This window comes from Vibrio sp. Makdt, assembly GCF_027587015.1.
Lineage (GTDB): Bacteria > Pseudomonadota > Gammaproteobacteria > Enterobacterales > Vibrionaceae > Vibrio > Vibrio chagasii_B.
Window position 1 is genome coordinate 145,359 of sequence record NZ_JAPPTH010000013.1, and the last position, 14,159, is coordinate 159,517.

A 14,159-nucleotide genomic window follows, 5' to 3' on the forward strand; every position below is an offset into this window, starting at 1 on the left:
AGCCGATATATTTTCATTAAATCTAAGGGTTACGCATGTCCACAACCACCGCTCGTCTCGATGACCTAGACCGTGCCATTCTGAAAACCTTGATGGAAGATGCTCGTACGCCTTACGCCGAGATGGCCAAGCAGTTTGACGTAAGCCCTGCGACTATTCACGTCCGTATCGAGAAAATGAGATCGGCCGACATTATTGAGCGTACCGAGGTGGTGGTAAACACGAAAAAGCTAGGTTACGACGTATGTTGCTTTATTGGTATCAACCTGAATGCAGCCAAAGATTACCACTCGGCAATCGCCAAACTGAATGCTCTAGATGAAGTAGTTGAAGCCTACTACACCACTGGTGCCTACAATATTTTCGTTAAGTTGATGTGTAAGTCGATTGAAGAGCTGCAGTTCGTCCTGATCGATAAGTTGCAGGCAATTGATGAAGTGCAATCAACCGAGACGCTAATCTCACTGCAAAACCCAATCAATCGTAATGTGAACCCATAGTCGCTTGATAAACAGATACAAAAAGAGCCTCTCTAGGAGGCTCTTTTTACATTCTAACCAGCACAATATTACGCGCTGATACCTGCATGGCGCAGCATCGCATCGATTTGCGGCTCACGACCACGGAAGCGTTTGAATAGCTCCATTGGCTCTTCACTGCCACCCATTTCTAGGATGTTATTCAGGAAGCGGTTACCCGTTTCAGTGTTGAAGATACCCTCTTCTTCAAATGCTGAGAACGCATCTGCTGATAGCACTTCAGCCCAAAGGTAGCTGTAGTAACCCGCGCTATAACCACCAGCGAAGATGTGGCTAAAGCTGTGTGAGAAACGGTTCCAATCAAGGCTTGGCAGTACTGCCACTTTAGACTTCACATCAGCCAGTGTTTCAAGTACGCGCGCACCCACTTCTGGGTCGTAAGTAGTGTGTAGCGTAAAGTCGAACAGGCCGAATTCTAGCTGACGCAAAATAAACATCGCTGATTGGAAGTTCTTCGCCGCTAGCATCTTCTCTAGCATCTCTTTAGGTAGCGCTTCACCGGTCTCGAAATGACCAGAGATGAACGCCAATGCCTCTTCTTCCCAACACCAGTTTTCTAGGAACTGACTTGGCAACTCAACCGCATCCCAAGGCACCCCATTGATACCGGCAACCGCGCCAGCTTCTACTTGAGTCAGCATGTGGTGGATACCATGGCCGAACTCATGGAACAGAGTCACAACCTCATCGTGGGTAAACAGCGCAGGCTTATCGCCAACTGGTTTATTGAAGTTACACGTTAGGTAAGCGACTGGCGTTTGTAGTTCACCTGCAGCGGTAATACGGCGACCGCGGCAGTCATCCATCCATGCACCACCACGCTTGTGTTCACGAGCGTACAAATCTAGGTAGAAGCTGCCACGCAGTGTGCCATTAGCATCAAAGATATCAAAGAAGCGTACCGACTCATGCCATGTGTCGACGCCTTCACGCTCTTTCACTGTCATACCAAATACACGATTCAGTACTTCAAACAGGCCCGATACCGCTTTCGATTCAGGGAAGTAAGGACGCAGCTCTTCATCTGAGATTTGGAAAAGGTGCTGTTTCTGTTTTTCGCTGTAGTAAGGGATATCCCAAAGCTCTAGCTCAGACACACCAAACTCTTTTTCAGCGAACTGGCGCAGCTCTTCCACTTCACGCTCACCTTGAGGTTTCGCTTTCACCGCTAAATCATTCAAGAAACCTAAAACCTGATCTGGCGTCTCTGCCATTTTAGTTGCCAGAGATTTCTCGCTGTAAGTGCCAAAGCCAAGCATACGTGCGATCTCATGACGCAATTTAAGCTGCTCGGTGATGATCTCAGTGTTGTCCCACTTGCCTGCGTTTGGACCACGGTCTGAAGCGCGAGTAACATAAGCTTCGTACAGCTCTTTACGCAGCTCTTGGTTATCACAGTAGGTCATTACTGGTAGGTATGATGGGATATCTAAAGTCAGCAGGTAACCTTCTTGCTCTTTAGCTTCTGCCGCCGCTTTAGCCGCCGCCAATGCTGATTCAGGCATGCCTGCCAATTCAGCAACATCAGTGACCTGCTTGCTCCACCCCATGGTTGCATCAAGTACGTTGTTTGAGAATTGAGAGCCCAGTTCAGACTGACGCTTGCTGATCTCGCCATAGCGGTGTTGCTCGTCAGCGGGTAAGCCAATGCCCGACAATTCGAAATCACGCAGTGCATCAGTAATAGTTTTTTGTTGAGCTTGATTTAATCCAGAGAATGCTTCGCTCGCCTTGATCGCTTTGTACGCTTCAAACAGACCTTTGTGTTGACCAACCCACGTGCCGTACTCAGACAACAGAGGCAAACAGCTTTCATACGCTTCACGCAGCTCGTCACTGTTCACAACCGAGTTCATGTGGCTTACTGGTGACCAAACACGGCCTAAACGATCATCCACTTCTTCAATTGGAGCAACTAGGTTGTCCCAGCTTGGCGAAGTATTACCTTCAAGTACTTGTTCTATCTTGTTGCGACACGCTTCAATCACTTGCTCAACCGCTGGCTTAACATGCTCAGGTTTGATTTGTGAAAACGGAGGTAAGTCCGTGAAGGTTAATAGCGGATTAGACATATAAACATTCCTTTGGCGTTAGAGACTTTCGTCTTTTTTGTAATGAGGTCGTCTTACAGTCATCAGGCTAAGCAGCGCCCTAAAAAATCACCTGCGAATAGTTATTAAATAGTGCCCATAAAGGCAAATTTCAATAGTAGAACCAATAACTAACTGCAGATAGCTGACGACTGTCCCCGAATTGTTCGAGAATTTATGGTCCATTGAGGGTTATAATAATCAGATTAACCCACCTACACTAACCACACTCTAAAACGAGAGTGTTACGAGAGTTTAATTTGTTAAGTTATCGCCACAGCTTCCACGCAGGCAATCATGCCGACGTAGTAAAGCATATCGTACAGAGCCTTATTCTTAATTCTTTGAAACAGAAGGATAAGCCTTTTGTTTACCATGACACTCACTCTGGTGTAGGTCGTTACGACTTAACGCATGAATGGTCTGAAAAAACCGGTGAATACAAACAAGGTATCGCTCGCGTCTGGGAACAGCAAAATCTTCCTGAAGACATTCAAAGCTACCTTGAGTCTATCTCAACGCTAAACAACGGCGACAAGCTGCGCTACTACCCAGGTTCGCCACGTGTTGCACGTGCCCACCTGCGTGACCAGGACCGTATGGTACTGACCGAGCTTCACCCAGCTGATCACCCGCTGCTTGAGCAAGAGTTCCACCGCGATCGTCAGGTATCGATCTACAAAGAAGATGGCTTTAAGCGTCTAAAAGCAAGCCTTCCACCTAAAGAGCGCCGCGGCTTAGTACTGATCGATCCACCGTACGAGCTTGCAAAAGAGTACCGTGATGTAGTGACAGCCATTGCTCAAAGCCATAAGCGCTGGGCAACCGGCATCTACGCCATTTGGTACCCAGTAGTGAACCGTTGTGACATCGAAGACATGATCGAAGGCTTAGAAAGCTTGGGCATCAACAAGATTCTACAGATCGAACTTGGCGTATCACCAGACACCAACGAGCGTGGCATGACAGCATCAGGCATGATTGTTATCAACCCACCTTGGAAGCTAGAAAGCCAAATGAACGAGATTCTTCCATTCTTGAAGGAAGCAATTGCACCAGCAACCGGTCACTACAAAGTAGAGTGGATCGTACCTGAGTAATCTCGACGCACATCGAAGCTCAAGAAGCAGAAAAAAGACTGTGATGTGGACGAATAAATTTCAAGCAGGGAGATTGAGTTCAACCAATCTGCCCTCAATATAATAATTAGACAATTTTAGAATCTATAGGACGTAGGTATCCAGTGTGCTCACTGTGACTACAACCCTCAATAAATGGAGAAAGTAATGGCGACTCATTTTGATTACATCTGTATCGGTGGCGGTTCAGGCGGCATCGCATCAGCAAACCGCGCGGCAATGCACGGTGCAAAAGTTGCACTTATCGAAGCTCAAGACCTTGGTGGTACTTGTGTAAACGTTGGTTGTGTTCCTAAAAAGGTAATGTGGCACGGCGCTCAAGTCGCTGAAGCGATCAACCTATACTCTGAAGACTACGGCTTTGATGTTGAAGTGAAGAAGTTCAACTGGAGCAAACTGATTGAGAACCGCCAAGCGTACATTGGTCGTATCCACCAATCTTACGATCGCGTACTTGGTAACAACAAAGTAAACGTAATCAAAGGCTTTGCTAAGTTCGTTAACGAAAAAACGGTTGAAGTTAACGGCGAACACTACACAGCAGATCACATCCTGATCGCGGTAGGTGGTCGTCCAACGATTCCAAACATCCCAGGTGCAGAATACGGCATCGATTCAAATGGCTTTTTCGAGCTGATGGAGCAACCAAAACGCGTTGCTGTTATCGGCGCGGGTTACATCGCAGTTGAGATCGCTGGCGTTCTAAGCGCACTTGGCACAGAAACACACCTATTCTGCCGTAAAGAATCTCCACTACGTAGCTTCGATCCAATGATCATCGAAACGCTAGTAGAAGTAATGGAAGCAGAAGGTCCAACACTTCACACGCACTCTGTGCCTAAAGAAGTTGTAAAAGAAGCGGATGGCACGCTGACTCTGCACCTAGAGAATGGCAACACTCAAAACGTTGACCACCTAATCTGGGCTATCGGCCGTCACCCAGCGACTGACGCTATTAACCTAGCATCAACTGGCGTTGAGACAAACGACCGTGGCTACATCAAGGTAGACGAATTCCAAGCGACTAACGTTCCTGGCATCTACTGTGTTGGTGACATCATGGAAGGCGGTATCGAGCTAACTCCTGTAGCGGTTAAAGCAGGTCGTCAGCTTTCTGAGCGCCTATTCAACGGTCAAACTAACGCGAAAATGGACTACAACCTAGTTCCTACTGTTGTATTCAGCCACCCACCTATCGGCACTATTGGTCTAACGACTCAAGAAGCTGAAGAGAAGTACGGCAAAGACAACATCAAGGTTTACACATCGGGCTTCACTGCGATGTACACAGCAGTAACCAAGCACCGTCAACCTTGTAAGATGAAGCTAGTATGTGCTGGCGAAGAAGAGACAGTAGTCGGCCTACACGGCATCGGCTTCACGGTTGATGAGATGATTCAAGGCTTCGGCGTTGCAATGAAGATGGGCGCAACCAAAGCAGACTTCGACTCTGTTGTGGCAATCCACCCAACGGGCAGCGAAGAATTCGTAACTATGCGTTAATCAACGCCTTTAGTTAATACTTTTAAAAAGCAGTCCTTGGGACTGCTTTTTTTATGCCCGCTTTGAACCTTGGTTCTCGATTCGACGTAACACCAATATTCACCTAACTAGAAAAATGGAGTTTGTGATGAATCTACTAATCGAATCATTTGAAGGCGGGATTTACCTAGCTTACCAGGTCATTGGCGAGCAAAAGCGGTTAATTAAAGACGACCACCAGCACCCGATGAAGTTTTTGAGTGTCAATCAAGCGCGTGACCACTTTAGTGATCAAGGTGTATCGTCAGCAACGCTGATACATAACAGCGCTTACGATGAGATGTGTGGTGAACACTGTGGCAGTACTCAACCATTTGAGATTGATTTGAAGTGGAGTTGAATGGGTTTTATGTTTCTTTATCAATAGAAAGGCTTGCACATCGGCAAGCCTTTTTCTTTAGTGCATTAACGTGCCATGCGTTTTTGCCTACGCTTAATATTTTGTTCTTTCACAATGAAATCAAATAACGGAGCAAACAGGTTCGCAAATAAGATAGCGAGCATGATGCCTTCTGGATACGCGGGATTGAGCACTCGAATACCGACCGTCATCACACCTATCAGAATCCCGTAGGCCCATTTACTGTTATTAGTGAAGGCGGCAGATACCGGGTCGGTCGCCATGAAGAAGGTGCCAAACGCGACGCCACCTAATACAAAGTGCCAGTAGAACGGCATCGAAAACATTGAGTTAGTATCTGAACCAATCAAGTTTAGTAAGCTCGAGGTCGCCACAAGCCCAACAATCACACCAGCTACAATGCGCCAAGACGCAATCTTCATGACAATAAGAATCACACCGGTCAACATAATGAGTAGTGAAGACACTTCACCCATCGAGCCGGGAATATTACCGATAAAGGCATCCATCCAAGTGATGGCCTCACCTGTCATGTTATTGATCAGCGACGAGCCACCACCTTCATACCATTGGCTGAGCGGTGTCGCTCCTGAATAGCCGTCAGCGGCAACCCATACCAAGCCTCCGGACATATTGGCAGGATAAGCAAAGTAAAGAAACGCTCGCCCCGCCAGTGCAGGGTTGAGGAAGTTTCGCCCTGTACCTCCGAACAACTCCTTGGCAACAACAATACCAAAGGTGATACCCAAAGCGGCTTGCCACAGCGGGATAGTTGGCGGAAGAATAAGTGCAAACAGTACCGAGCTTACAAAAAAGCCTTCATTCACCTCGTGTTTTCGCACAACGGCAAATAAAACTTCCCAGAAGCCCCCCACCACAAATACGGTGGCATAAACAGGTAAGAAGTAGAGCGCCCCCAAGAACATCTGACTTCCCCAGCCGCTTGCTACCAAGGACGGTGCATCACCAAACGCCCACGATAAGCGCCAACTACTGTCGATGATAGAAGCAAGCTCAGCACCGGAATAGGTAGCGGTTAACCCCATCACGGATTGATGACCTACGTTGTACATACCCCAAAACATCGCGGGGAAAGTGGCTAGCCACACCAGAATCATAATCCGTTTTAGGTCAATGCTGTCCCGGACATGGGTTATACCTCGGTTCACATTCCCTGGCGTGTAAAATATGGTCGCAAATGCCTCATACACTGGGTAGAGCTTTTCGTACTTCCCCCCCGCTTCGAAGCTAGGAGCCACATCTTCTAATCGTTTTTTCAAACTCATAATCTCAATCACCTTGTTGCTGAGTTATGGTTTTCTACGCATCAACTGCACTATTTGAGCAATTTTTAGTGCTTTTTGATCAAATTCATTTAAAGATGTCTGCCATCGGCTACCTATAGACTACTTAACAGCACGTCCTAACCTTTAAATAACAAGGCCTAAAAACAACAAAGCCCCAGCAATCGCTGAGGCTTAAGTAAGGTTTCAATCCAACGTGTTACTTCACACACATCACGTTAAGTAGTGAAGAGCCTTTGAGTTGGTTTACGTTACCATTAGTGAACAGGCCTTTCTTATCCGCTCCCCAATAAGGTAGATGCATTGGCCAATTCTGGTTTTCCATCACTTTTGAACCTAGGATGCTCTGCCATTGCTTTTCAGTCATCAGCTTCATGTTGATCTTATTACATACCAGCTCTGCACTACCGTAATCCAAACGACTCCAAGGCTTACCTTGCTCCATGTAAAACTGCTGCTCATGGTCTAGCAGGTAAGGGATCGCATATTGGCTACCGGCAACATTTGCCGTCACGCGAACTTCAATCTCTAGATCGTTATCTGAATTCTTGCCACCACTTGGCAATGCCTGAATGGCAGCCGCACTGGTCACTGCTGCCGCTGACTTCGCAGCTACGGGTTTCGCCGCAGGCTTAGTTGCAGGTTTTACAGGAGCCTTAACCGGTGTCGGTTTTGCTGCTTTAGGCTCGGCCGCTTTTGCCACGATAGGTTGTGATGAGGTCTGCGACTTATCAACCATACGAATAAAGGCTTCGCCATAACCTGGCACCTTACGAACCTGAGCTAGATCTTTTCTTGCATCTGAAAATGTAGAGTAAGGACCAATCAAACAACGATAATCACCACCCTCAGGTTTCATCCATACGTTGGTCGAAATTTTGCCATAAAGAGGTTTTGCTTGGCTCAGTGACAAAGGCTTGTTCAGCAAGCCACATTGAACCCAAAACAGCTCGTTATCTGAATGACGTTTAGGCGCTTTATTCCCCCAAACACCCTTACCGATCGGACATGATTGCTCTAGCTGTGGTAATTGATTGGTACTTGCCTGAGTAGCATCACATAAAACCGATTCTGCATTAACTTGGCTCGATACCAAGAGGGATGCAGCAATAAGCCCCATACGATAATTTCTAGTCACAGCGCGACATACATCATTCATTGTCAATTTCATAACCACCACTTAAACCCTCACGGGTTAATTGTTACCGAATTAATGTCGATAAAACATGAATTCCATTTTAAGTATTATTGACACTATCAATGATACTTAGTTCAAGATCCATTAAGCAAAAAAAGAGCCGTAATTGCTTACGGCTCTTAGTTTAGTGATTTTTTTTACTAAAAATCAAACCAAGCTATCACCCTTTATAAATTTTAGGGTTAAACACGTCACGTAACCAGTCACCCAGCAGGTTTATCACCAGTACTAGCGTCACCAATACGACACCAGGGAAGGCTGTAATCCACCACGCACCAGAGAAAATGTAGTTAAAACCTGTACTGATTAGTGCACCCAGTGACGGTTGGTCTATCGGTAGGCCCAAACCTAGGAAAGAAAGTGCCGCTTCTGACATGATGGCATTTGCCACCTGTACCGTAGAGATAACCAAAATTGGCGATAAACAGTTCGGTAGAATATGACGGAACATAATGCGTGGTGCTCTGAAGCCCATCACGCGTGCCGCTTCTACATACTCTTTCTTCTTCTCAGCCAATACTGATGCACGAATCGTACGAGCATATTGTGGCCATTCGGCAATACCGATAATCACCACCAGCATCACTACCGCATATTGCGCGTAGAAGTCACTGCCGAAACTCGCCTTAAAGATAGCCGAGACAATGATCGCAACCATCATGGTTGAGAACGAAAGCTGAACATCAGCAAAACGCATCAAGAAGCTATCGATACGACCACCGAAGTAACCCGCAGACAGACCAATAATGATACCTAGAGTCAGTTGTAGACCAACGGCTAGGAAACCAATCGTCAGTGATAAGCGAGAGCCGTAAAGCATGGTCGATAGAATGTCACGACCCTGCTCATCGGTACCCAGTAGGAAACGCTCTTCGCCATCTTCCATCCAAGACGGTGGTAGCTCAGAGTCCATGATGTCGATAGACGTCACGTCATACGGGTCTGTTGGCGCTAGAATAGGTGCCGCCAATGCCATCACCAAGAAAGCAGTGAAAACAGCAAAGCTGAACATTGCCACTTTATCACGTAAGAAGTAGTACAGAATGTCTGACTGCTTAAATCGCTCCCAACGAGATGGAGCTGTTGTAGTTTGTTCCATGATTATGCTCCTTTCCCTGTGATGTTCACTGTTGGGTTAATGATGCCGTATAGCAGGTCAACAATGGTGTTCGTTACTACGAAGATAAGACCAACGAAAATAACGTATGCGGTAATCAGTGGTGTATCCACTCGGTTAATCGCTTCAAGGAATAGGAAGCCGGTGCCCGGCCACTGGAATACGGTTTCAGTAAGAATGGTGTAAGCCACCATAGTACCAATCTGAACACCACCTACCGTTAGTACAGGTAGCATTGTGTTTTTCAGAGCGTGTTGGTAGTAAATCTTGTTCAGCGCTAAGCCTTTCGCTTTACCAAACTTGATGTACTCAGAGCTAAGAACTTCGAGCATTTCAGAGCGAACTAGACGAATGAACAGAGGCAGCATGATAGATGCTAGAGCAATACTCGGCAGCACTAAGTGCGCAAGGCCATCTATCGTTAAGAAGCCAGACTCCCAACCAAACCAGTTTGCCGTTTCACCACGGCCAAACGACGGCAGCCAACCTAATTCAATGGAGAATACATACATCAACATGATTGCGGTTAAGAAAACAGGCACAGAAATGCCGACACTACTGCCCGCCATCACCAGTTTAGTGAAGAAGCTTTTTGGGTGTATTGCAGAATAAACGCCAAGTGGAATCGACAGACAAACGATGATCAGAGAAGCGCCAAACACAAGTTCAAGCGTTGCTACTAGCTTATCTAAGATTACGTCCACAGCTGGGCGTTTAAAGAAATATGAAGTACCAAGATCACCTTGTAGAGCAGCGCCTACAAAGCGAGTGTATTTTGTAATGAAGGGATCATTTAAGCCGAGTTCATCACGCAGCGCTTGACGCTCCGATTCTGACACAGATTGACCGACTAACTCACGCAACGGGTCGCCCAGGTTATCCTGAATGGCAAACGCCACCAAACTGATCACAAACATCACTATCAGTGCCTGAAACAGGCGCTTGACCAGAAACGTAACCATTCCTTGCCCCTTATCTATCCATGACTATCTAATCGAAATCCGCGACTAGATAACAAAAATTCAGTCTTAAAAAAGGTATTTAGCCAGACTGAAGGAAGACCAAATACCTAAACTTAAATCTATTTCTTAATAATTAGAGAGCCTGAAAGCTCAGGCTCTCGATTCTAGCAAGCTAGATTATTTTACAACTAGGTCGCCGAAGTAAGGCATAACCATTGGGTTTACGATGTCTGCAGCACCTACGTTAGACTTCGCGCCCCACGCTTCACTTTGCCAGTGTAGCGGTACGAATGCAGCGTCGTTGTATAGTGTTGCTTCAACGCCTTTCAGCATCTTAGAACGTTTAACTGGGTCAGTTTCAGTGTTAGAAGCTTCTACAATCGCATCCATTTCTGGGTTTGAGTAACCAGAACAGTTGTATTGACCACGACCAGTTTCTTCGTTACGAGTCATTGTTAGGAACTCGTTGAAGTTCGCTGAATCTTCAGTATCTGAGTGCCAGCCGATCATCATCATGTCAGCAGAACATAGATCAAACTCAGGCCAGTACTGTGCTTTAGGCATAGTCTTAAGATCAACTTTGATACCAATCTTAGATAGCATTGCCGCAGACGCTTGCGCTACTTTCGCATCGTTCACGTAACGGTTGTTTGGTGCCATCATAGTTAGCGTAAAGCCATCTTCGTAGCCCGCTTCTTTCATCAGCTCTTTCGCTTTCTTAAGATCGTAACGAGGAACTAGCTCTTCGTTGTGACCCGCGTAGCCTGTTGGGCTTTGCTGACCAGCAGCTGTTGCGAAGCCTTTCATGATCTTCTTAACGATGCCTTCGTTGTTGATTGCGTGAACAATCGCCTGACGAACGCGAACATCTTTAAGTGCTTCGTTGCTGTTTTGGTTCATTTGGAACGTGATGATACGAGTACCAGGTAGCGTTACCAGATCGATGTTCTTAGCGTTCTTAACACGCTTGTGATCGTTTGGTGCTACTGGGTGAATCATATCTACGTCACCAGAAAGAAGTGCAGCAACACGTGTTGCGTCTTCTTTGATTGGTACAAGTGTTAGCTTGTCTACGTTACCTTCAGACTCTGTGTCCCAGTAATCGTTGAAACGTTCGAACGTTACTTTAACGCCTTGCTCACGCTGCGTTACGATGAAAGGACCAGTACCTGAAACGTTAGTCGAAGCGAACGAGTTACCGTGCTTAACTAGCTCAGACTTGTCTTTACCTTCCGCTGTCTTACCAGAGTAGAACTTGCTGTCCATTGGGAAGATGTAAGTTGCTGTTTGTAGTACTAGTGGGTAAGCCGCTTTTGATACTAGCTCAACTGTGTAGTCATCCACTTTTACCATTTTTTCGTATGGCGTGAAGATTGACTTAAAGTCTGGAGAAGCTTGTAGACGTTCAAAAGTCCACACAACATCATCAGCAGTCAGTTCGTTACCAGAGTGGAATTTCACACCTTTGCGTAGGTTGAAACGGAAAGTCGTTTCATCAACACGCTCCCAGCTAGATGCTAGGCGGCCTTCGAAATCCATCTCTTGAGTGAAACGTACTAGAGGGTCAAACACCATGTGAGACATTTGCAGTGTGCCACCAGACAGCTGCTCGTGCGGGTCAAGTGATACTGGGTCAGCTGCGTAGCCAACGGTAATATCTGCTGCTGCTGCACTAAAGCTTAGGCCAGCTGCCATCAAAGCTACTGCTAATTTGCTTTTCATGGTTTTCATTGCATAACTCCTTCATGCGGGAATCCAGATCCCTAGTTGTTGTATTTGCGTCTGTTTATTGTTGTTAGCAAGCTAAACTCCAGCCTGCTGATTTTTATACCGCGGCTTGTGCCACTGCTTTTTCTTCTCTTAAACCTGTAAATTCAGGCATTAAAGAAATCAGTTGTTTGCTGTATTCATGCTGAGGTGATTGGAACAGCTGCTCTGTAGGCGCAACTTCCAATAGTGTCCCCATCTGCATCACACCAACACGGTCACACATTTGGCGAATAACCGGTAAATCGTGACTGATGAACAGCATGGTTAGGTTTAGCTCGTCTTGTAAGTCTTTTAGTAAGTTAAGGATTTGAGCCTGTACCGACACATCCAGTGCCGATGTTGGTTCATCACAAATCAAAAGACGTGGGCGAGTCGCCAAAGCGCGAGCGATAGAAATACGCTGACGTTGACCACCTGAGAATTCGTGTGGGTACTTCACCCCAGCCATTTTTCCTAAACCAACGTGCTCTAACAGGTCGTTCACGATCTGACGAGTTTCATTTTCGTTGCGAGTAAGCTTATGGAATCGAATAGGTTCCGCAATGATGTCGAATATCTTCATTCGAGGGTTCATTGATGTGTAAGGGTTTTGGAAGACCATCTGCATTTGACGACGCATAGGGCGACGCTCTTTTTCAGATTTCAGGCCAGTCAGGTCAACGCCTTCAAACGTTACCTTGCCCGAGTTTGGTGCGTACAAACCAGCAATGACACGAGCAATCGTTGATTTACCAGAGCCGGATTCACCCACCAAACCAAATGTCTCGCCTTCATGTACTTCAAAGCTCACGTTGTTCGACGCTTGTACGTACTCACGACGGCTCTCAAAGAATGAATCTTTAGTGGTGAAACGCAGGTTTACGTTTTCAACATTTAATAGTGGACCAGTGTAATCTCGGTGATCTTGGCTTTGACCCAACCAGTGATTTTTCACATCAAGTGGTTCCATCTCGTGTGCTTCTTCTATGTAGCTCACAAGTGGGAAACGGTCGAGTTTGCGGTCTGAACGCGGAACCGCAGAGATCAAGCTGTGTGTGTATGGGTGTTCTGGCGTACCAAGCACTTTGGCTGTTGGGCCAAACTCAACCAAGTCACCACGATACATTACAGCTACGCGATCGGTTACGTTAGATACCACGCCCATGTCGTGCGTTACCAACATACAACCTACGTTTTTCTTAATACATAGATCGCGAATCAAACCTAAAATTTGGTCTTGGATAGATACATCCAGTGCGGTGGTTGGTTCATCTGCGATGATAAGGTCAGGTTCACCTGCCAATGCAATCGCAATAACCACACGCTGACGCATACCGCCAGAGAATTGGTGAGGATACTGTTTTAAGCGGTTTTCCGGCTGTGGAATACCTACTTGATTCATCAAGTCGAGGGAACGCTCATAGGCTTCTTGATCGGAAACCTTCATGTTGGCGTGAATCGTTTCTTTTAACTGCTGTTCTACGGTGAATAGAGGGTTAAGAGACGTCATTGGATCTTGGAAGATAAAACCAATCTTTGAGCCGCGAACAGAACGCATCTGTTCAGGAGATAAGCCAGAGACTTTTTCGCCATCCAGAAATACCTCGCCGCTAGCAATGCGGCCGGGAGGGCTCAGCAAATCGATCACAGCATTACCTACCGTTGACTTACCAGCACCAGATTCGCCTACAACACCAACAATCTCACCACGTTCAATATTGAACGAAAGCGATTTAACTGCGGCGTGAACTCCATGACGAGATGGGTATTCGATACGAAGATTTTTTACTTCTAAAAGTGACATTACCAGACCTCTACTGCTTTGGCAGCTTTCTGCCCTGTCTGCAAAATTGAATCCATTCTTACCAGAATATTGTTCTGATATTTTATACGGTTGACAATTTGGCAAATAATTCACAGAAAAGCAACAAAAATAGGATAAAAAGTCGACATTAAACGCTTAACAAGCAAAACCACCACATAACTATTCACTACAAGAGCATATAGTAAGAAAAAACAGCATCATACTAGTGGTAATAAATACTCACAAACCCCTTACCACAACTTACTTGTAGAGCTAAAGCCATGGTAGAGAGCAGATCTCACTACCAATCACTAAAAACAAATAATTATTCCAAAAAACAATTAACACTATAGA

Annotated in this window: 11 protein-coding genes; 4 read left to right on the forward strand and 7 right to left on the reverse strand. The window is 46.1% G+C overall.

From position 1 onward, the window contains the following. Window positions 1-35: 35 nt before the first annotated feature. Complete coding sequence (gene asnC, locus OH460_RS17005; RefSeq protein ID WP_008218581.1) at window positions 36-500, forward strand: transcriptional regulator AsnC; 465 nt, start codon at window positions 36-38, stop codon at window positions 498-500. A gap of 68 nt (window positions 501-568) precedes the next feature. Here asnC and prlC read toward each other — a convergent pair whose 3' ends face one another. Beyond that, window positions 569-2,611, reverse strand: coding sequence for an oligopeptidase A (gene prlC, locus OH460_RS17010; RefSeq protein ID WP_269998899.1), 2,043 nt, complete (start codon window positions 2,609-2,611; stop codon window positions 569-571). Between the two features lie 278 nt (window positions 2,612-2,889). Between prlC and OH460_RS17015 the strand changes: the two genes are divergently transcribed. The 3 genes from OH460_RS17015 (at window position 2,890) to OH460_RS17025 (ending at window position 5,650) form a co-directional block, all read left to right on the forward strand. Further along, window positions 2,890-3,729, forward strand: a complete 840-nt coding sequence (locus tag OH460_RS17015; protein WP_004740945.1) for a 23S rRNA (adenine(2030)-N(6))-methyltransferase RlmJ — start codon at window positions 2,890-2,892, stop codon at window positions 3,727-3,729. 186 nt (window positions 3,730-3,915) lie between these two features. Beyond that, window positions 3,916-5,271, forward strand: a complete 1,356-nt coding sequence (gene gorA / locus OH460_RS17020; RefSeq protein WP_269998902.1) for a glutathione-disulfide reductase — start codon at window positions 3,916-3,918, stop codon at window positions 5,269-5,271. Between the two features lie 115 nt (window positions 5,272-5,386). Beyond that, window positions 5,387-5,650 carry a DUF6482 family protein gene (locus OH460_RS17025; RefSeq protein ID WP_008218593.1) on the forward strand — a complete coding sequence of 88 codons (264 nt, stop codon included), beginning with the start codon at window positions 5,387-5,389 and terminating at the stop codon, window positions 5,648-5,650. A 65-nt stretch (window positions 5,651-5,715) separates the two neighbouring features. Here the strand turns inward: OH460_RS17025 and OH460_RS17030 are convergent, their stop codons facing one another. The 6 genes from OH460_RS17030 to OH460_RS17055 form a co-directional block, all read right to left on the reverse strand. Beyond that, window positions 5,716-6,957 (reverse strand): NADH:ubiquinone reductase (Na(+)-transporting) subunit B, encoded by a 1,242-nt coding sequence (locus tag OH460_RS17030; protein ID WP_269998905.1) that lies wholly within the window; start codon window positions 6,955-6,957, stop codon window positions 5,716-5,718. A gap of 217 nt (window positions 6,958-7,174) precedes the next feature. Further along, entirely contained in the window at window positions 7,175-8,146 is a 972-nt protein-coding gene (locus tag OH460_RS17035) for an SPOR domain-containing protein (protein ID WP_269998907.1), read from the reverse strand. Between the two features lie 187 nt (window positions 8,147-8,333). Continuing rightward, window positions 8,334-9,272 (reverse strand): ABC transporter permease, encoded by a 939-nt coding sequence (locus tag OH460_RS17040; RefSeq protein WP_269998909.1) that lies wholly within the window; start codon window positions 9,270-9,272, stop codon window positions 8,334-8,336. A 2-nt stretch (window positions 9,273-9,274) separates the two neighbouring features. Further along, window positions 9,275-10,252 (reverse strand): ABC transporter permease, encoded by a 978-nt coding sequence (locus OH460_RS17045; protein WP_239829185.1) that lies wholly within the window; start codon window positions 10,250-10,252, stop codon window positions 9,275-9,277. Between the two features lie 177 nt (window positions 10,253-10,429). After that, on the reverse strand, window positions 10,430-11,983 hold the full coding sequence (locus OH460_RS17050; protein WP_102425727.1) for an ABC transporter substrate-binding protein: 1,554 nt from the start codon (window positions 11,981-11,983) through the stop codon (window positions 10,430-10,432). 94 nt (window positions 11,984-12,077) lie between these two features. After that, complete coding sequence (locus tag OH460_RS17055; RefSeq protein ID WP_061033079.1) at window positions 12,078-13,805, reverse strand: dipeptide ABC transporter ATP-binding protein; 1,728 nt, start codon at window positions 13,803-13,805, stop codon at window positions 12,078-12,080. Window positions 13,806-14,159 lie beyond the last annotated feature (354 nt).